The 20,083-nt window shown below is 59.2% G+C and carries 17 protein-coding genes; 10 read left to right on the top strand and 7 right to left on the bottom strand.

From position 1 onward, the window contains the following. Positions 1-193: 193 nt before the first annotated feature. Positions 194-1,441, bottom strand: coding sequence for a TlpA family protein disulfide reductase (locus L6R21_17960; GenBank protein ID MCK6561086.1), 1,248 nt, complete (start codon positions 1,439-1,441; stop codon positions 194-196). A 203-nt stretch (positions 1,442-1,644) separates the two neighbouring features. Here L6R21_17960 and L6R21_17955 point away from each other — a divergent pair, with 203 nt between their 5' ends. The 5 genes from L6R21_17955 (at position 1,645) to L6R21_17935 (ending at position 9,217) form a co-directional block, all read left to right on the top strand. Beyond that, positions 1,645-4,233: a hypothetical protein gene (locus L6R21_17955; protein MCK6561085.1), complete on the top strand. Its 2,589-nt coding sequence runs from the start codon at positions 1,645-1,647 to the stop codon at positions 4,231-4,233. A 28-nt stretch (positions 4,234-4,261) separates the two neighbouring features. Then, on the top strand, positions 4,262-5,059 hold the full coding sequence (locus L6R21_17950; protein MCK6561084.1) for a hypothetical protein: 798 nt from the start codon (positions 4,262-4,264) through the stop codon (positions 5,057-5,059). Between the two features lie 19 nt (positions 5,060-5,078). Continuing rightward, positions 5,079-5,879: a hypothetical protein gene (locus L6R21_17945; GenBank protein MCK6561083.1), complete on the top strand. Its 801-nt coding sequence runs from the start codon at positions 5,079-5,081 to the stop codon at positions 5,877-5,879. 267 nt (positions 5,880-6,146) lie between these two features. Next, positions 6,147-7,841: a T9SS type A sorting domain-containing protein gene (locus tag L6R21_17940; GenBank protein ID MCK6561082.1), complete on the top strand. Its 1,695-nt coding sequence runs from the start codon at positions 6,147-6,149 to the stop codon at positions 7,839-7,841. Positions 7,842-8,515: 674 nt separating this feature from the next. Then, positions 8,516-9,217, top strand: a complete 702-nt coding sequence (locus L6R21_17935; GenBank protein ID MCK6561081.1) for a hypothetical protein — start codon at positions 8,516-8,518, stop codon at positions 9,215-9,217. 129 nt (positions 9,218-9,346) lie between these two features. On the opposite strand, the gene menC is transcribed toward L6R21_17935, so the two are convergent. From menC to L6R21_17905, 6 genes are all read right to left on the bottom strand, one after another. After that, complete coding sequence (gene menC / locus L6R21_17930) at positions 9,347-10,477, bottom strand: o-succinylbenzoate synthase (GenBank protein ID MCK6561080.1); 1,131 nt, start codon at positions 10,475-10,477, stop codon at positions 9,347-9,349. Between the two features lie 85 nt (positions 10,478-10,562). Next, positions 10,563-11,402 carry a GNAT family N-acetyltransferase gene (locus L6R21_17925; protein ID MCK6561079.1) on the bottom strand — a complete coding sequence of 280 codons (840 nt, stop codon included), beginning with the start codon at positions 11,400-11,402 and terminating at the stop codon, positions 10,563-10,565. Positions 11,403-11,445: 43 nt separating this feature from the next. Then, positions 11,446-12,894: a SpoIID/LytB domain-containing protein gene (locus tag L6R21_17920; GenBank protein ID MCK6561078.1), complete on the bottom strand. Its 1,449-nt coding sequence runs from the start codon at positions 12,892-12,894 to the stop codon at positions 11,446-11,448. Positions 12,895-13,375: 481 nt separating this feature from the next. Further along, a complete protein-coding gene (locus L6R21_17915) occupies positions 13,376-14,098 on the bottom strand; it encodes an OmpA family protein (protein MCK6561077.1) in 723 nt (240 codons plus the stop codon). A 74-nt stretch (positions 14,099-14,172) separates the two neighbouring features. After that, on the bottom strand, positions 14,173-15,102 hold the full coding sequence (locus L6R21_17910) for a 1-phosphofructokinase family hexose kinase (GenBank protein ID MCK6561076.1): 930 nt from the start codon (positions 15,100-15,102) through the stop codon (positions 14,173-14,175). A gap of 29 nt (positions 15,103-15,131) precedes the next feature. Continuing rightward, the gene (locus tag L6R21_17905) at positions 15,132-15,506 is read right to left on the bottom strand and encodes a DUF2007 domain-containing protein (protein MCK6561075.1); all 375 of its coding nucleotides are present in this window, start codon (positions 15,504-15,506) and stop codon (positions 15,132-15,134) included. A 219-nt stretch (positions 15,507-15,725) separates the two neighbouring features. On the opposite strand from L6R21_17905, the gene selA reads away from it, so the two are divergent. The 5 genes from selA to tsf all read left to right on the top strand — a co-directional run bounded on the left by selA (position 15,726) and on the right by tsf (position 19,902). Further along, complete coding sequence (gene selA, locus L6R21_17900; GenBank protein ID MCK6561074.1) at positions 15,726-17,180, top strand: L-seryl-tRNA(Sec) selenium transferase; 1,455 nt, start codon at positions 15,726-15,728, stop codon at positions 17,178-17,180. 140 nt (positions 17,181-17,320) lie between these two features. Then, complete coding sequence (gene rplM, locus L6R21_17895; protein ID MCK6561073.1) at positions 17,321-17,752, top strand: 50S ribosomal protein L13; 432 nt, start codon at positions 17,321-17,323, stop codon at positions 17,750-17,752. A 26-nt stretch (positions 17,753-17,778) separates the two neighbouring features. Further along, entirely contained in the window at positions 17,779-18,168 is a 390-nt protein-coding gene (gene rpsI / locus L6R21_17890; GenBank protein MCK6561072.1) for a 30S ribosomal protein S9, read from the top strand. 261 nt (positions 18,169-18,429) lie between these two features. Beyond that, positions 18,430-19,212: a 30S ribosomal protein S2 gene (gene rpsB, locus L6R21_17885; GenBank protein ID MCK6561071.1), complete on the top strand. Its 783-nt coding sequence runs from the start codon at positions 18,430-18,432 to the stop codon at positions 19,210-19,212. 96 nt (positions 19,213-19,308) lie between these two features. Beyond that, positions 19,309-19,902 carry a translation elongation factor Ts gene (gene tsf, locus L6R21_17880; GenBank protein ID MCK6561070.1) on the top strand — a complete coding sequence of 198 codons (594 nt, stop codon included), beginning with the start codon at positions 19,309-19,311 and terminating at the stop codon, positions 19,900-19,902. The last annotated feature ends 181 nt before the right edge of the window (positions 19,903-20,083 follow it).

Below are 20,083 nucleotides of genomic sequence, written 5' to 3'. Positions count from 1 at the left end.
CGGTCGTCCGAAAACTGGATGTCTTTCCAGCCAGACTCCTCGCGGCTGGGCCGTGGGATACCCGCCGGAGGTTGGATTTGGACTCAGTGGAATCCTGCCAAAGCCTTGGCTCAGCCAAGGCTGAACATTTCTCGGACAGACACAGGAATATTCCGAACCACTACCGCCCGAGCGTTTGACATTCTCCCCCCCATCACCTGCTCGAAAGCCCCTGCCTGCTTCCCTCACCCTGCAACAACTCCTTCACCGTCTCATAATACTCTTGAATCTGCTGTTGAAACCTCTCGCCGGTGCCCGGGCCGTGGAAACCGGAGTGGATCGCATGCACCAGGCCGTCGCGGCCGACGAAGATCGTAGTGGGGTAGCCGCGGAATCCTGCGATATGGCTTTTGAGGCGCGCCTGCACGTTGGCCTCGGCGGTGCTGCCGCAAAACAGAATTGGGAAGGTGAGGCCGTAGCGCCGTTGAAACAGGCCGAGATTCTTCTGCGCCGCCGCAAAATCATCTTTGATTTCGAAGGCCAGCGACACCACCTCCAGCCCGGCGTCGTGAAATTCGGCATGGAGTTGCTGCAGCAACGGCGCGGCATCCATGCAATTGTGGCACCAGCTTCCCATGATGTCGATCAGCAACGCCTTGCCCTGAAAACGCGCCTCCGTGCTGGTGACCGAATCGCCTGCCAGCGTCACGCCGCTGAAGTGGAAAGGCGCTGCCGGGTTTTTCATGAAAGTCTGCGGCGCGCGCTGAGTTGCAGCCGATGATTCGCGCAGCGGTTTCAGTCTGAAATGGGAGGGCTTTTCCGCGCGCACGTAAAGCGTGCCGGCCCAATCGCCCTGGGCTTGTTCCAGCTCGATCATCATCGCCTGCCAGCCGGTGAAGCGATGGAGCTGCACACGCTTCTCGTTCTGGGTGCCCGCCAGCAGGCCGTAGTCGCCGCTGGGTTCGATAATCGTGCCGAAGATCGAATCACCCTTTGCCCAAAACGTAGCGGTGCTGGCACTGTCGCTCTCGAAATAGACGCGGTATGAGCCGACGGGCGGCACGCCGGGGTGGGCCGTCGGGGCGGGCTGCGCCGGCGTTATCGGCGTCGCGGTGAAGGTGAAGGAAGTGGTGTCGCGGCGAAAGCGCAAATATTCACCCTGCAGCCGGTCATCCTGCCACCGGGCCCGCATTTGCGCGCCGTATTCTGAAAAGTTGAAATACAGCGAATCGCCGGCCGCCGCGATTTCCGGAATGGGCGTGATTTCGTTTCCGACAATGAAGTAGCCGGAAGGCGGCGCCGCGGTGAGATCGAGGTGCAGGTGAAATGTCAGTTGGCGACCGTCGGCGAGCGCGGCGGTTCCGCGCCAGTTTGATTTTTGTGGAAGGCTGTTGCGCTGGCAGGAGGTGTTGAAAAAAACGATGGTGCCCAGCACGGCGAGCAGGACGAGACTGGTTTTCATATCGCTCCCAAGCGGCAGGGTTGCATTCGTTTCCTGAATCATCATGTGTCAATGCAGCCGCTCCGGGCGCTGCGTTGCGGGTCAAGATAGAGATTCAACCCTGGATTGTCAACCCCAATTCCCTCTTGCCTTTGCAGGTGAAATTCGTGACATTGGCCGGCAATTTTACCGAGCCTGCACGCCGAATCCGCCACGGAGGATTTGTGTCATTGCCGAAGTTGCTGCGCCGCTATATACTGCTCTTGCTTGCTCTGCCGGCACTGCTGCCGCTCGCCGGGCCGGCAAACGCGCGGCTGGCCGAAGGCGCTGCCAACCATATTACGCCACCGGAATCCTATTTTGGCTTTCGCCTGGGCAGCGATCACAAGCTGGCGGATTATCATCAGATCATTGCCTACTTCAAACAGTTGGATGCGGCCTCCGACCGGCTGCAGATGCAGAACCTGGGCCAGACCACCGAGGGCAATGATCTGTACGTGGCCTTCATCAGCGCACCGGAAAATCTCGCGCAGCTCGAACGCTGGCAGCGGGTGCAGGCGCGCTTGGCAGACCCGCGGCCGCTCGCGGAGCGCGAGGCTGCCGAGCTGTTGGCACAGGCGCGCAGTGTGGTGTTGATCAATTGCAGCATTCACGCGACCGAGGTGGGCGCCACCCAGATGTCGCCGGAGCTGGCTTATGACTTGGTGACGGACGAATCGCCCGCGGGCCGCGCAATCCGGCAAAACGTGATAACGATCGTGCTGCCCTGCCACAATCCCGACGGCCAATTGCTGGTAGTGGAGTGGTATCGCAAGTACCTCGGCACGCCGTTCGAGCGCGCCGAGTTGCCGCGCCTTTACCACAAATACGCCGGGCACGACAACAACCGCGACTGGTTCATGTTCACGCAAAAGGAAACCCGCCTCACCGTCGCGAAGCTGTACAACCTCTGGCATCCGCACCTCACGCTCGACATGCACCAGATGGGCGGCACCGGCGCGCGCATGTTCGTGCCGCCTTATCTCGATCCGATCGAACCCAACGTGGATCCGGTGCAAGTGGCGCTGGTGAATCAGCTCGGCCTGCATGTGCAAGGCGTGTTGACCGCCCAGGGCAAAACCGGTGTGGTGAGCAACGCCATTTTCGATGCCTGGTCGCCGGCGCGGGCTTATCCGCACTATCACGCGGGCGTGCGCTTGTTGATCGAGACCGCCAGCGCGGCGCTCGCCAGCCCGGTCACGATCAAGCCCGGCGAATTGCGCGCCGGCCTGGGCTATGATGCCCGCCAGCGTTCATGGAATTTTCCGGCGCCCTGGCCCGGTGGCCTCTGGCGCCTGCGCGACATTGTCGAATATGATCTGGCCGCCGCCAAAGCGGCCCTGCAACATGCCGCGCAGCAGCGCGAGTTTTGGTTGCGCAGCTTGTTTGAGGTTAGGCGCAGAGCGTGCCAGAGCGCCGGCGCTTATGTGATTCCCCGCCGGCAGTTCGATCCGCAAGGCTTGTTGGATTTGCTCGGCATTCTGCAAACCGGTCTGGTCGAAATTCATCAAGCCCAGGAGGATTTCCGCGCCGCCGGTGCGCCCTTCACCCAGGGCGATTTTCTCGTGGCGCTCGGCCAACCGTTCGGCAGTTTTGCCAAGGCCTTGCTCGCGACGCAGGAGTATCCCCAGATCCTTGGCCGCGAAGGCAAACCGCAAGCGCCCTACGATGTGACGGCGCACACTCTGCCGCTTTTTCTCGGCGTGGAAGTTTTTGCCGTGGAACAAATGCCGGATTGCCGGCGCCGTCCGGCAGAGGTCACCGGCGGCGTGCGTGTAACCGGCGAGGCCGAGGCCGGCCTATTCGCGCTTGACCGGCGCAACACGGCCTCCTATCGGGCTGTCAATGCTCTGCTCAAGCAGGGCGTGCCGGTTGCAACCGTTGCGCAGGAATTCGTGGCCGGCGACCGCGCCTGGCCGGCCGGAACGTTTTTGGTGGGAGGCGGAGAGAATGCCAGGGCGATAAGGGATTTGTTGCGTAATGATGCTCTCCTCGCCAGCCCGCACGGCAGCCCGAGTACCGTGGAACTTTATGGTCTCACTCAACCACCGGCGTTGCCGCGCCGGCCCCTGGCTGCCAGCCGCGTTGGCCTCTATCAGAGTTGGGTGGCCAACATGGATGAAGGATGGACACGCTGGGTGCTGGAAGACTACGGCTTTGCCTACACTGCGTTGTCGAATGCCGACCTGCTTGCGCGAGACTTGCGAAATTCATTTGAGGTGATTATCTTGCCCGACCAAAAAGCCAGTACCCTTGAGGCCGGCCACAGTCCAACGCAAATGCCGGCGGAATACGCCGGAGGCCTCGGTGAATTGGGCATTCGCAAGCTGCGGCAGTTTGTCGATGGCGGTGGCACGTTGATCACCCTTGAGTCTGCTTGTGAACTGGTGCTGAATCACTTCTGGCTGCAGGTGGCGGACGTGACTGCCGGTCTCGAGCGGGGCAAGCTGAATGCGCCCGGTTCGCTGCTGCGGGTGATTGCCGACAGCGATCATCCTTTGGCCTATGGCGCGCCGCGCGAGGTGGCGGTGCTCTTTTCCAATGGCCCGGCATTTCGTGTGCAAAAGGGCAGGGCGGTGTTGACTTTTCCGCCACATGGACTTCTGCTCTCCGGTTGGCTGCAGGGCGAAGAGTATTTGCGCGAGCAGGCCGCGCTGGTGGAGGCGCCGTTGGGAGAGGGGCGGGTGCTGCTGTTTGGCTTCCGGCCGCAGTTCCGCGCGCAAATGCGGGCGACGTACCGGTTCTTGTTCAATGCGCTGTTGAGGGAACGGTAAACTCTTTGTGACTCATTGGGAGGGCGGGATGATGGAAAAATACAAGGAGCTTTATGATTTGTCAATTAAACTGTTGTTCGAGGAGCAAAATCGTTTCAACCGAGTTGATCAAAAGGCATCGCTGTATCTGACTGCCCTTGTTTTCTTGCTGGGTCTCGCTGGATATTTTTTGAAATGGACTATCGACAGATTCCTGCCCCCTGATACTCTGATTGAATGGCTCTTGATGTTGATCGGAATGCTGTTAACAGCCTCAGTAGTCGCAAGTTGGTTCATCATTTTTAGCATCCATCAAGTTCATGAAGTATTAAAGATTCCATTGACCGTTGAGATGATAAAGTTCTTTGAAGATAATGAACTCATCGATATTTACTACACACTTGCAAAGGCAAATCAGACGGCATATGAGCAGAATCTTGTGACGACTAATCGAAAATTCAAACGGTTGGCTGCAGCATACAGAATGATGCTTTGTACAGGTGTGCTGCTGGTCTTGTTTTCAGTGGCGTATGGATTTTACTCTTGGAGTGAAGAAATGGAAGGCGAAAATCACAGCAAAACTTCGGCCGCAGTTGTCGCGGCCGGGAAAGCATTGGATGCGCCGAGCCCGCAGGATCAACAACCACCTCAAGCCGCAGGCTCGGCTCTGCCAGAGGCGCCGCAGCAGGCGGCACCGATTACCCCCGCGCTGAAGCCGAATCGGAATATCAAACCGCCCGCATATCAAAGACTGACCGAAAGCTATGATCCAGCAAAAATAAGAAAGAATACAGTTCCACTACCCCCGGCAGCTTCCCGGCCTCACGGGAAGGAACAAGTTGGGTGAAGCGGACAAGAGGACTTTCATGGCGATAAGCAAGACGCAGCGCAGCTATCTCGCCAGCGTCAAAAATTGGAAGGTGCGCAACATGATTCAGGGCTATTTGCGGGCCTGTCATGCTTATCAGGAGATGCGGCGCACCCGTTTGAGAAGCCGGCGGGCACCCTCTTTCGAAGTGCTCAAGGAGATCAGCGAAACGCTGTTCCAGATCAAAGAGGATCATCATCTCATTTTCCGGCGCCGGGAGGAAGCCGCCACCAAAGGCAGCCGGCACAAGCTGGTGCCCGGCTATGCCGATACCGCTTTCATCGATCACGTCGGCCTGCTCTTTCACAAGGTGATGGTGGCGCGGGAACTGCGCTACATTCTGGCGCACTATGCCCACAACAAGGAAAACTGGGAGGCGCATTTTCAAGCGTTGCACGCCAACCTCCAGCGCATCGATGAGATTTTCGACGAGGGGCTCGGCCTGGTGATGGAATTCGTGCGCAGCCATTCGGACAACGCGCAGGTACTCGATTTTCTGATCGAAAATCAGAAGCTGGTCGCCAAGTGTGCCAACCTCGACCGCCGCCACGTGATGCGCGAGCTGATCACCAAAGTCGAGTTGCCCCAGGCCTATTTCATGGTCGCGCAATATTACTTCGAAAGCGGATGGTTCGATCGCGCCGCCAAAGCGGCGCGCAAGTGCCTGCAGGAAGACGCCAAACACGCCGCTGCGCGTGCGTTGCTGCAGCAGGCGCACGCCCGCATGCAGGCCGGCAACGGCGGGGCCGCAGATCCGGTTACCGCGGCGGTGGGAGCGGAGGCTACCATTTCCTCGTGAGAGTGCGTCAGCCGCGGGCCTGGGACAGTAGCAGCAGCATGGCTGCAGGAGGGGCGAGGGGTAGTCGCAGCAGGGCAGAGGGCATGATGACGGAAGGAAATGTTCTCTGGCAAAATGGGTCAGGGTAGCACAACGCGCGTTTTGGTCACGGGTCTCCTGCAGGGAGAGAAGTGCGCCGCCCCACTCGGCCAATCGGCCGCAGCAGGCGGAACACGTTTCGCCAAGCAGGCGATCCCCATTTTTCATTTCATCAGGAGAGGTTCCCTCATGCGTACTCGCTCGAAGTTCGGAGTGTTGGTACTCGCTTCTGTGCTTCTCGCCAGTTTTGCTGCGGCGCCGTTGCTGGCGCAGCAAAAAACACTCACCCGCCAATTCGATCCCATCGTCTTCGACGCCTTCAACACCCCGGCGTTGCTGGGCCTGGAGATTGACTCTCTCACGGCCTACCGCTACAGTGTTGCCGGCGATCAATGGCTTGCGATTCCTTTTCAGATCGACAAAGTCGACAGCAACGGCAGCTTCTTCGGCAATGAAACCGGCCCCATCGATTTCAATGATGAGGTGGTGTTCATGCCGGGCGACGCCGGTGATCGTGCGCCTGCGGACAAGTGGCTCGCTGATGCCGGCGCGCGCCAGCATCCGCGCATCGAGCTGGCTCTGGATGATCCGCTCGCGTCCGGCCAACAAGCGTGGGTCTATTTGTACCGCAATGTCACCAACCGGCCCAGCGTGAGTGGATATTTGAGCTATGACCGCGGCCCCTCGGCCGCCGCCGGCACCGACACGGTGTTCGGCCGCACCTACAAAGTCGCCCATGCCAACAACGGCCTGCCGAATTTCACGGCCATCAAGCGCAGCAGCGGCGTCACCGGCAATCTGATCGACCGGTTGAAGGTGCGCGTCAACGGCTCGGCAACCGTGCCCATCATCGGCCGCCTGCCTTACACCATCGATGAACAGACCAACCTGCAGTTCGGTAATCTGAGCTTTGCCAGCGGCCCGGTGCGCGGCTATCGTTTGCTGGCCGACACGCTGGTGATCATCGTCTTCAACGTGCCGTTTCTCAAGCTGCCGTTCTCATTCGAGATGCAGTATTTTCCGTATTCCTCCAGCATCATCTTCAAGAATGCCAAGATCGACAGCGCGGATGCCGAGACCTTTGGCATCACCTACATCCGCCAGTCGCTCGATCTCAATGAAAATGGCGGCGGCCTGACGCGGCAATTCTTCAATGCGCAAAATCCCGGCGGCATCACCGTGGACGGCGTGGCGGATGGCGGTGTCAACACGGCGGTGGTGGATGAACGCGTGAACTGGTTTCTGGCCTCGCACCGGCCGGCGACCGGCGATCCCTTCGGCTTGATGGTGTTGGTCACCGTTCCCAAGATCGGCGCGACTCGCAATCTGTATTTCAAGGATAACAGCGCGGTTGATGCCGCCGACACCGGCGACAAGAAATCCTTCGGCGATTTCGGCGTGCAAGTCGACGGGCAAAAGATTCAAGGCCAGTTCAGCTTTGATTTCAGCACCTTCCATCTCGACAACGTGGGCGATGCCGTGGCGACCGGGGAGCAATTCAAAAGCTGGCAGGAGACCCCGCTGGCGGTGACGGCGGCAGAACAGAGCTTTCCGAGCGCGGTGGCGGAGAATGGCGAAACGCCGACGTTCTTCGGTTTGTATGATGCCTACCCCAATCCCTTTGCGCCGCAGCGCGAAAACATTCGGCTGGCTTTCAGCACCGGCGCCAATGGCAAACCCGCCCAGTTGTTGATCTACAATTTGATGGGCCAGGAAGTCATGCGCTTCACGGCGCTGGAACAACTGCGCGGCAAAGCCGGCCGTCAGGAGATCACCTGGAACGGCAGCGATCGCTTCGGGCGGCCGCTGCCTGCGGGCGTTTATTTCTATCGTCTGCAAGCCGGCCAGCAAGTGGCAGTGAAGAAGTTGGTGCTGGTGCGGTAGAATTTCACCGGCAGTAGACAAAAGGCGAAGAGCGGGAGACGGCAGAACATCGTCTCTTGCTGTTCGCCTTTTTCGTTTGGGGTGAAGTTAGTTGTCTACCCGCACCGTATTCTGTTCAGCGGCCCTGGCGCGAGTAAGGATCTTTGTCAGCGGTGTGAAGCAAGGAGCATGGCACCGCAGCGACCTCGCCTTCCATCTCCTCATGCCTGTGCACTAACTGCAGACCGGTACTCTGACAAGGCAAGACACAATATTCCCCTTAAGTGAAATTCAAGCAGTCGGCCAGCCCCTCACGGCAAGAGTGAAGACAACCTTACGAACTATTGTGATATTTCAAAAGCCCAGTTGATTATTGGGAAAGCTTTGCGAAAAATCGCAGCATCATGTCAGCAAACTGAACGTTGGTAACGTACTATTGGTTGATTCAAGGATGGTTTAGCCGTCTAGATTTTGCCAGACACCTCCAAGTACTGGTGTTACCCACCTTACCCTGATGCGGGGCCATCTTGGTTGTTGCTGCGAGGTATTCCAATCAGGTCGTACCAGTCAACAAATGCGAGCAACAGGCTCCAAAAATCAGACCAAACTCCATGCGCCTTCATTCGCAGGATGCACCTCCTAATTTCTGAAAATCAGTACCCGTGTGTCGGTGACTTGCATAAAGGAGTCACGCCATGCCGCAGAAAAAGAAGGATGAATCGCCTGGATCGAAATCGTGGAAGCAATTCGGCATACTGCTGGGTGTTCTTGGCCCGGTGGTAGCGTTCGGCGTCGGTGTTGGGAGATACCTGGAAGAGATGGAGCAGGCCTGGTCTCGCCAGCACGAGGAAAACACCAGGAATCACCAAGCCGATTCTTTACAGACAGAACGGATTGCAGAACACGAGAAGAGGCTTCAGCAGTTCGAACGGCAGATGCTACAGGCATCTCCCCGAGTCTTGCCTGATCCCAGCCGCAGCGCATTTGAAGATTTTCCCTCCGCCTTCGAAATTCCATTTGGGCAAACCCCTCACGTCAAACCGCTGGAATCCGTGCCGGCACCATCCTATTCGGATTTGCCACCGGCGAACCACCAGGCCGTTGACGATTTGCTCCGGTCAATTACTATTCTTGAGTATGGCGCAGCTTTGAGGGCTAATCCCGATCTTGAGGGGGTCTTGACCTTCGAATGTCACGTCCAGCCAGACGGCAGGCTTTCCTGGGTGCAAATGAAATACACGAGCGGCTTGTCGGGTCTGGCTGAGCGCATTCGAAACCGTATGCGCTCTGCATGGGTTTCGAATGCATCTGGCACCACCTATCAGTTCTTGCAAAGCTATGAGCTTCGCTCGTATAAGAAGCTCGAGGAAGAGCGCAGCCAGATAAGACCTGAATAAGGTTGGCATCGAATTCCGACATCCACTACCCAAACAGCACGGTTTGCCGGATCTGCGTGAATCAAATCGACACACGGAAAGACTTCCAGCGGAATGACACCCACGCCGGTCCGATGTTTCCATGCAGCATTATGTCCTTCTCTCCACCGTCTCACACCGCACCGTCAAATCATCCACGCGATCCAAATTCACGGTGACACCCATGCCCGGTTTTTCCAGCGGCACGGTGACCATGCCGTCCGCCGACATCGTCCATTCCGGCGTCACAATGTCGCGTTCCCAATAACGATTGCTGGGCGAGAGATCACCCGGCAACACGAAGTTGGGCAGAGAGGCGAGCGCCACGTTGTGCGCGCGGCCCACGCCGCTTTCCAGCATGCCGCCACACCACACCGGGATGCCGTGTTGCGCGCAGAAATAATGAATCGCAATTGCGGCGGTGAAGCCGCCGACACGGCCGGGTTTGATGTTGATGATCCGGCCGCTGTCGAGCGTGACCATGTCTTCGGCTTGCGCCAGGCCGGTGATCGATTCATCCAAACAAATCGGCGTGCGCAGCCGTTTTTGCAGCGCGGCATGCCGTACGATATCATCCCATGCCAGCGGCTGTTCGATCATGATGAGATTGAAATCGTCGAGTTTCTGCAGCAGTTCGAGATCAGCCAGGGAAAAAGCATTGTTGGCATCCACCATCAGCGGCGCCTGCGGGCCGAGCGCGGCACGCACGGCAGCGACGAACTCCAGATCCGCGCCCGGCTTGATCTTGACTTTGATCTTGCGATAGCCGCGTGCTTGGGCGGCGAGCGCCTGCTCGACCAGCAGCGCCGGACTCTTTTGAATGCCGAGCGAAACGCCGGCAGCGATGTGCGTGCGGGTGCCGCCGAGCAGCCGGCTGAGCGGCACGCCCTCGATTTGCGCGGCCAATTCCCACGCGCCCATTTCCAAGGCGGCCTTCGCCATCTGGTGGCCGCGGAAGTTCTGTTCGAGCAGCGGAAAAATCTCGCGCGGGTGGTTGAACTGGCAGCCGAGCACGCGCGGCGCAATCCACTCGCGCAACGCGATCCAGGCGGTTTCCACTGTCTCGGCGGTGTAGTTTGGCTCTTCGCCGGCCACGCATTCGCTCCAGCCGGTGCGGCCGCCGGTTTCGCGCAGTTGCAGCAGAAAAACGCGGCGATCTTTGACTGTGCCGGAGGAAATCTCAAAGGGTTCTTTGAGCGGCAGGCGAATCTCGCGCAGTGTGAGACGTTCGATTTGCAGCATGCAGGCGACCCTTTGGTCAAGTTGGCGTCATCGGCCCGGCAGGCACAATGCCCGCGGCCTCCTTGCTTCAGCGGGCGCGCAGCGATCAGAATGCCGTCGCGCTGCTTTGCAGACCATAGAAGCAACGGCTGGTGCCGGCCTCGCGATAGAAGCCGGCGACACGATAGTTCTGTTGCAAATAGAAGAGAAATGCGGCACGCACGGCAGCCTGCCAGCGCACCGCGGCTTCAAGTGAATGTTCCTTGAGTGCCTGAAGGTCTGATGGAATTTCAAGGCGAATGCGTTCGTGCAACGGCAGGACTGCCTCGGCATTGCCGGCAGCGGCGGTTTGCGAGGTTTGGAGATTGATGATCGGTGCATGCGCGAAGCGGGTGCGCGTGGCTTCACTCAGGTCGGTTTGCGGTTCAGCCGGCGCTTCGGGAGAAATATGCCATGCCACCACGAGGCGATCGAGCGCCAGGCCGCGATGCAAATCACTCGGCGAATCGCTGTCGTACATGTCCGGCACGTATTCTTCAACCGTCACGCCCAGACCATTGAAGTTGAGATGCGCATTGCGCGCCACCAGCGGATCAAATGTCCAGTAGATTGTGCGCACACCCAGCGCCAGCACCAGCTCGCGTTGATACAATTTTAGGCGTCTGCCGATGCCGCGATCGCGCAGTTCCGGCCGCACCGCCAGCATGTCTGACCAATGCACCAACCGGCCCTCCTTCACGCCGGTGAGTCCGAACACGAAACCGATCAGACGCTCGTTTTCATCGAAGGCGCCCGCTGCCACGCCGCCGATCTTCTGGCTCACCAGCAGGAGCGAGGGCGGGACCATCTCGGTGAAGACGGTGCCCCACGTCTCTTTTTGCAGCGCCACGCACGCGCGATATTCGGCGTGCGTGCGCAGTTGGCGAATCGAGAGCTGCGTGGTCATTGCTGCGCGCTGAGTCTGTTGTCTGGGCGGGAGGCGAGTGTTGTCAATAGGCCCGTATGATGCGGACACCGGTGTAATAATGCGCGAGAATAGTCTCATGGCTGCTGCCGGCCAGAGCCATCCTCGCCGCGCCGATTTGGCACATGCCGACGCCATGCCCGGCGCCGGCGCCGCGCAAAGTGAATTCAGCCACGCCACCGTTGGCAGCAGCCGTGCGGTCGATCACGAACAGACTGCTCCACAGCGTTTGTGGCGAAAGCGCCTGGCGAATGGCAAGCTCGCGGTTGATTTCGAAACTTTTTTTCGTGCCGATGGCGCGCAGCCGCGTGATCCTGCCGGAGACGCCCCGGCTGAGCGGCTGCAAATCGAGCAGGTCGCCGAAATCCTCGCCGGTCTGTTTGCGAATGTTGTCGCGCAATTCCGTTGCGCTGAAGGTGAATTGCCAGCGGAAATACTTGCGGCTGTACGCCAGGCCTGCGGGCACGGCCGCGGCGGTGAGATTGCAGTAAGCTGGCGGGTTCTCCGTCAGCCAGAGACGCACGCTGTCTTCGTTGGCGAGCGCGGCGACACCGGCGGGCGCGCTCCCATCATACACACCGCGCAGATGCGGCCGCGCATGGCCCGACCAAATCTGCTCATTGTTTTCGGTGTGCCCGCCGCACACGCTGGCGTAGGGCGCATTCACAATGTCACGCTGCGGCGTTGCCAACACCAGGCCGAAGGTCTCATTGACCGCGCGATCGGTCAGCGCCGAACGATTGCCCTTGCCGGCATAGGCCTGACAGCTTGCATCACCGCAGATGTCGTAGATCTCCGCTTGATTTTTTTGCCGGAGTTTGATCATGACTTCGCTGCGCGCCGCGATCGCTTGCGCCTTCAACGCCTCCAGCGGAAATTGCGCATTCATCTCCGCCGGCAACACGCCGGCGAGATAGTGCTCGACCGGCAGCACGTTGACCGTGGCGATTTTGCCGCCGGCCAGACGATGAAATCGCAGGCGGCCGTGATACGTGCGCCGTTCGCCATTGGCAAGCGCCAGGCTCATTTCACCGGCTTGAATCTCAAAGCCGTTGGGCAGAGAGAATTGCTGCGCGCCGTCGCGTGCCTGCAGAGTCAGGTGATTTTGAGTCTCGTCGCCGGCTGTGACGGCCCAAGTTCCGCCTTTCAACGAAGAGGCCAGAGGCTTGCCCTCGGCACTGCGCACGGTGAATTCATCCGCCACTTCGAATTGTGCCTGCGCCGCTCCCAGAATCAAGCCGACGCGGACTTCGGGTTGTTGCGAATGTTCCATCGCGGTGTAGGGGCGCAAGCAGGCGCTGAGCTGCAATGCCGCCAGGGCCGCCAAAACCTGCAGCAGGCGCTGCGCCTTGCCCCACACTCTGCTCTCTCTTGCGGCCACTCGCAATGCGGCGCGTCCGTCTGCAATCGTCTCCAATGCATCTCGCATTGATTGCACGGCTGCCAATTCGATCTTCTTCACGGTGTCTCTCATTTTCCTTCCAGGCGCCTTCATGCCGGCGCCGTGGAATTTTGGCATGCGTTGCCAGGATCAGCTCGGAATTCGCGGCGCAGGGCTTCAGATTTCAGTCTAGCTGAATTCTGAAGCCACGCGGGCGGCAATAAGCCCGATTCGTACATTGTTGTCTCGCACGAGGTATCCACCACCACTGTCATCCACCTGTCATCCAGTTGTCATCCAGTTGTCATCCAGTTGTCATCCAGTAAGGATCTTGTGAAGATTGGGGCACACGCCCCTCGCCATTCACCTCAAAAGCTCACCGCCGAGAACGCAGAGAAAGGCTTTTGGGATCGTGCAGCTCTGCGCTCTCTGGGTCTCCGCGGTTCAAATGTTTGCCTGGTGGTGAAGAATCTTTCAGAATCTTGTTCTGACTTTGAGCGCCTTGTGGCCTACGGGATAACGACTCGGACGAATCACCCAAACAGATTCGCGTCAAAGCGCATGCAAAGCCGTTTCACTGCTGCGGTGCCGTGGTTGCAACAGGGCTCATCGGCAGCAGCAAAATCTCAATGCGCCGGTTGCGGCTGCGGCCCGCAACGGTTTCATTGCTGTCAATGGGATGATACTGCGACAATCCGACCGCTTGCAGGCGCTCCGGCGCTATGCCCACACTTTCCTGCAGGAAGCGCACGACATTGGTGGCACGCGCGGCGGCAAGCTCCCAGTTGGTGGGGAACTGCGCCTGCAGGCGCGCTGCGATGGGAACATTGTCGGTGTGGCCCTCCACCCGGATGATTTGATCTTGCGCGTGCTTGATGATGTTGCCGACGCGCTGCAACACCTGCACGCCCGCGGCGCTGAGATCCGCCTCGCCGGAGGGAAAGAGAATCTTGTCCACCAGCCTCACCGACAAACGATCGGCAAGCTGGGTGATCTGGATTTCCTTCTGTTCGATCTCATTGTGAAGCTCGTTGATCAGCTCTGCATGCGTGCCGGACAGACGGGTGATTTCTTCATCTTTTTCCTGCGTAACCCTCGCGACTTCCTGCTGCAACTGTTGCGTCTGCGCCGCGGTTTGGCTCTGCAGCGCCTGCACGCGGCTGTCCGACTCCGCGAGCCGCTCATTTTGCCGCGCGAGATCAAGCTGCGCCAGCCGGTAGCGATTGAAAAAATAACCAGTGGTGGCCGCCAAGCCGGCGACAAGCACAATCAGCACCAGAACAAGAGGATTTTTCATGCGAAACTCGATTGTTTGAATTTGTCAAGGACGGCGCGGCCGGCGGCGGTTGCAGCCACGGACATTTCAGACTTTCAAATGCGTTCCAGGCGAACCCGAGGCGCAAGCGCGGTAATCTCCTCGAGATTGGCATAGCCCGGCAGCGGATTGCCGGCATTCACGCTGCCCGCCGCGATCGCGAAGCACAGCAATTCTTCCTCCGGCATTTGTCGCAGCCAGCCGTAGAGAAATGCCGCCACCAGTGCATCGCCGCTGCCGAGTGGGTTGACGCAGGTGATCGCGGGCGGCACTGCGAGATAGTGAATGCCCTGGGCCAGCAGGTGAACCGGCCGCTCCGCGTCGGTGACGAAGATGTGTGTCGCGCCCGATTCCGCCAACAGGCGCAGCGCCTGGCGATGATGCGCCGCCGCGCGCATGTCCAGGCCGAGAGTCGCGAGCAGCTCATCGCGATTCGGCTTCAAGAATTGTGGGCCGGCTGCCAAGCCCAATCGCAGCGGGGCATGATAGCTGTCGAGAAACACCGGCACATGGCGGGCGGCCGCGAGATGAATCAAATCGGCGTACATGTGATCGAAGCCGGGGCACGGCATGCTGCCGCAGAGCGCGAGGGCGCGGCACTGTGGCAACATTTGCTGCACGAAAGCAAGCAGGGCCTCGACCTCCGCCGCCTGCAAATGATGGCCCGGCTCGAATACTGCGGTGTGCCGGTTGTTTTCCGTTTCCGTTACCGTGAAGCCGGTGCGTGTGGTGGCGGCAATTTCGATGAACGCATGCGGAATTTTCTCGGCATCCAATAAATGGCGGATGGCCGCGCCCGTATGCCCACCCAGGAATCCCGTGGCCAGCGTGGTTTCTCCCAGACTGAGCAGCGCGCGCGAAACGTTGAGGCCCTTGCCGCCCGTGATTTCAGCCAGCCGGCCGGCGCGATGGGTGAGGCCGTGCTCCAAGCGCGGAACCCACAGCGTTTTGTCCAGCATGGGATTCGGGGTGATTGTCAGGATCATGGTCTTTCACTGCGGCAGATGTGTGGCTGTCATTCGCGGGTGTCAAATTCATCATCGCCCTCCGGATCGGCAGAGATGGCCCAGCCGCGCAAATCCAAGTCCGCGAGCAAGGCGTGTGCGGTTTCGGCCTGATCGGCACGCACATGCAGCTTGACGGATTCCACCAGCGGAAAGCCGAGGTAGTGGAAGTTTTCCCCTTCGATGTGATAATCCAGACCCGCATCCTCGAGCAGGGATTGGATGACGATCAAATCAGCGGAATTGAAGGTGGCGAGCACGCGCACGTATGGAATTGCCGCCGAAGGCGCGGGTTTTTCGGGAAGCTCGGAGACCAGTGGCAGATTGCAGTCCGAGCAGAGGAAGATGCCTGCAACATATTCTGCTTCGCAATTGGGACAAAACATGAAGTGCTCCCGTTTGAGAACTGCAGTTGCTGTTTCGTTCGTTGGACGCACGCGCCAGTCCCGAATTCGGGCCGCGTCAGCCCAACGGTGCCGATATGCGTGCCCGCGGAATATGCCACAGCTTTGGCAAAGAGTCAAGGCGACCGCCGGATTTTTGCTTGCTTTTCAGAGAGAGCGTGGTAATTTGAGGCCACCAGTGAAAGCTTTGCGGAGGAGACTTTGTCGAACGAAACCACCGGCGTGCCGGCATTGCGTTATCTGCCGGCGGTCGATAGAATTGTGCAGCATGAACGCCTGCAAACGGAGCGCACGCGCCTTTCACCGGAATTGCTGACCGCGTGCGCGCGGCGCGCGGTTGCGGCCCTGCGGCGGGAATGGCAGCAGGCAGCGCCAACGCAGATTAATGAAGCCATGGCGCTCGACCTGGCGCTGGAGCGCACGGCGGCGCAGGCGGCCCTGCTGTTTGTGCCGCGTTTGAAGCGCGTCGTCAACGGCACCGGCATAATTCTCCACACCGGCTTGGGGCGCGCGGTGTTGTCAACGGCGGCGGTGCAGGCGCTGCCAGAGATTTTGGCCGGTTACTGCAATTTGGAGATCGATCTCGCAACCGGCAAGCGCGGCGACCGGCGACAACATGTAGAGGATCTGCTGTGCGCCTTGACCGCCGCCGAAGCCGCTTGCGTTGTCAACAACAATGCGGCGGCGGTATTGCTCACGCTCAATACGATCGCGGAGAGAAAGGAAGTCTTGCTCTCGCGCGGCCAAATGGTGGAGATCGGCGGCTCGTTTCGCATGCCGGAAGTGGTGAAAAAGAGCGGCGCCAAATTGGTCGAAGTCGGCACCACCAATAAGACCAAGCTGCAGGATTATGCCGAGGCCATCACGCCCAAGACCGCCGCCATCTTGGTGGCGCATCCGAGCAACTACCGCATTCTCGGCTTTACCGGCGAGGTCGAGTTACGTGAGTTGGTGGAATTGGCGCGGCGGCACAATTTGGTGGTGGTGCATGATCTCGGCGGCGGCGTTTTGGTTGATTTGCGCATCTGGGGATTGCCCTATGAACCGGTGGTATCAGAGAGCATACGCACCGGCGTTCACCTGGCGACTTTCAGCGGGGACAAGGTACTGGGTGGTCCGCAATGCGGCTTAATCGTGGGCGAGCGCAAGCTGGTGGAGCGCGTCAAAAAGAATCCTCTCATGCGCGCGCTGCGGTGCGACAAACTGACCCTGGCTTTGCTCGAGAGTACGTTGCGTTTGTTCCTCCATCCGGAAAGCCTGGCTGTGCGACACCGTGTCATCGAGATGATGGTGGAAGAACTGTCGTTGGTGCAGCAGCGGGCGCAGCGCCTGTACGGCGGAATTCTTGCCGTCTGCGGCGAGCGGTTGCTTGTGGAGATTCAAGAGACGGAAAGCGAGGCCGGCAGCGGTGCATTGCCCATCGCGAGAATCCCAAGCTGTGCCGTGACCGTGCGCAGCCGTGAGTTGTCAGCCGCGAAGCTGGCGAGAGCCTTGCGGCTGGGGCCGACGCCGGTTGTGGGTTATGTGCGGGATGATCGCGTTTGGCTGGATGCCCGCACGATCCACGAGGATGAGATCGAGGTGATCGTCAATAATTTCAGAAGTCTAAATCCGGGTGAGCAAGCCGCCGCGGTGAAGTCACGGTATCCTGAATAAAATCCGATGGAAAGACCAACTCTTCTCCAGAAAAATGGCTTGACTCTTTGGGGCGGATTTCCTATAATTGCCGTCTGTTATCGAAAAGGGAAGCGTTTTTGCGCGTTTTTTCCACCTGAAAGCTCAAAGCGAGGTCAGCAGTGAAGACGTACATGCCGAAAAAGGGTGAAGTCGCACAAAAGTGGCTTTTGGTTGATGCCAAAGGCAAGGTCTTGGGGCGGCTCGCCAGCCAGATTGCGCATCTCCTGCGCGGCAAACACAAGCCGCAGTATGCGCCTCACGTCGATGTTGGCGATTATGTGGTCGTGATCAATGCCGACCAGGTCATTTTGACCGGCAAGAAGGCGTCGATCAAGACCTACACGCACTTTACCGGCTATCCCGGCGGCCTTCGGCAGGAGAGCTTCACCAGCTTACTGAAGCGTCAGCCGGCGCGTGTGATCGAGCGGGCAGTGAAGGGCATGCTGCCGCACAACACCCTGGGCCATCAACAATTTCTCAAGATGAAAGTTTACGCCGGCGGCAAGCATCCGCATGCGGCACAGAAACCCGAGCCTATCGAGCTCAATTAGATTGGCATTCATCAGCAGAGGAGTTCATGAAAACCGTTGCATTCATCGCCGTGGGGCGGCGCAAGCATTCTCAAGCGCGAGTTCGGCTGCTGCCGGGTTCGGGCAACATCGTTGTCAACAAAAAACCCCTGCTGGATTACTTCAAGCGTGAAACCTTGAAGATGATTATCGAGCAGCCGCTGCAGGCCACGGAAACCATGGGCAAATTCGACATCCATGCCAATGTGGACGGCGGTGGCCTCGCGGGTCAAGCCGGCGCCCTGCGCATGGGCATCGCTCGCGCCTTGCTGCAGGCCGGGGAATATCGCAAAACCCTCAAGGTCGCCGGTTTTCTCACCCGCGATTCGCGCATGAAAGAGCGCAAGAAATACGGCCAGAAGGGTGCACGCAAGCGTTTCCAATTCTCGAAGCGTTAGTCTCCTCCCCAAACGAATGGTTCGGCATGGCATGCCAACGCCATTGCTGCGATGCCGGACCCGGCTGGGAGGTTTTCTTCAAATCACACACATTCGTGCCCGGGCTCAAGGGTTTCCCTGCGGGGAACAGCGGAGCCTGTTGTCGGCCGAATGGCGGACCCGCCAAGCCGATCTGGCGTGCGCGGGGCTCGTGATCTTCCCGGCGCTGCAGCAGCGACGGAAGCTCAGGAGCATCAACCCTCATTTATGGAGTTCTATCAAATGAATGTCACCTTGCAAGATTTGCTGGTTGCCGGAACGCACTTCGGCCACCTGACCCGCCGTTGGAATCCGAAAATGCGAAAGTACATTTTCATGGAGCGCAACGGCATTCACATTATCGACCTGAAGAAGAGCCTGGAGTCCCTGCAGCTCGGCATGCAGTCGCTGGGGCAGATCGTGCGGGGCGGCGACAAGGTCTTGTTCGTCGGCACGAAAAAGCAGGCGAAGGACGTCATCAAAGACGCCGCGGAGCGCTGCAACATGTACTACGTCACCGAGCGCTGGCTGGGCGGCATGTTGACCAACTTTAGCACGATCAAAAAAAGCATCAAGCGGCTCAAGAATATCGAAAAAATGAGTACCGACGGCACCTATGACAAAATCACCAAGAAAGAGATTCTGTCGTTGGAGCGCGAGCGCGAGAAACTCGAAAAAGTGCTGGGCGGCATCCGCGAGATGACGCGGCTGCCTGGGGCGCTGTTTGTCGTCGATGTGCGCAAGGAAGCGATTGCCGTGGCGGAGGCCAACAAGCTCGGCATTCCGGTGGCCGCGATCGTCGATACCAATTGTGATCCGTCCCCCATTGCCTACCCCATTCCCGGCAACGATGACGCCTTCAAATCCATCAGCCTGATCTCTCGGGCGATTTCCGATGCGGTGCTGGAAGCGCAAAGCGGCCTGCAGAAAGAGATGATCAGCGCAGAGGAAGAAAGCGACGAGGAGACCTTCAAGAAGCGGATGGATGAGCGCGAATTCGCCGAAGAAGAAGGCGTGGAAGCGTGAGCGCCGGCACCGCAGCCGGGGCGCGGTCAGCCCCGTTGGGCTGCCTGTGATCGTGATCATTTGAATTGCAGAAGATTTCAACTGGAGGTTTGCTGCATGGCTGTCTCTGCTGAAGTTGTCAAACAACTGCGCGAACAAACCGGCGCCGGCATCATGGACTGCAAGCATGCCCTGGCCGAAAGCGGCGGTGATATGGAAAAGGCCATCGAGTGGTTGCGCAAGAAGGGCGCGGCGACCGCCGAGAAGAAAATGGGCCGGGCCACCAATGAAGGCATGATCGAAGCCTACGTCCACCCCGGCAGCCGGCTGGGCGTGCTGGTCGAGGTGAACTGCGAAACCGACTTCGTGGCGAAGACGGAGGCATTCCGCACCCTGGTGCGTGATATTGCCATGCAGATTGCGGCCTCTCATCCCAAGGTGGTCTCGCGCGAGCAAATGCCCGCCGAGCTGATCGAGAAGGAGATGGAGATCTACCGCTCGCAGGCGCAGAATGAAAAGAAGCCCGCCAACGTGGTCGAGCGCATCGCCCAGGGCAAGCTCGAAAAATTCTACCAGGACAACGTGCTGATCGAGCAAAGCTTCATCAAGGATCCCAATCGCACGATCAGCCAGGTGATCACCGAGACCATCGCCAAACTCGGTGAGAATATCAGCGTTCGCCGCTTCGTGCGTTTTCAGCTCGGCGAATGAGGTTGTGAAGTAGACCCCAGGCTCGGCTGGCATGACAGTCGGGCCTGAGTCGTCTTTACTCGTCAGCGCGCGGTAAAACGTCTTCAGGTGGCCGGAACGAACTTACGGCGGCCGCCCGCTTCCGATTCGCAATGCTGCCCGCATTCCCTTCCCGACCCGCCTGAGGACGGCCCGCAACCGG

Source organism: bacterium, from assembly GCA_023150945.1.
GTDB lineage: Bacteria > Zhuqueibacterota > Zhuqueibacteria > Zhuqueibacterales > Zhuqueibacteraceae > Coneutiohabitans.
This window is presented reverse-complemented; position numbering and strand designations above follow the sequence as displayed.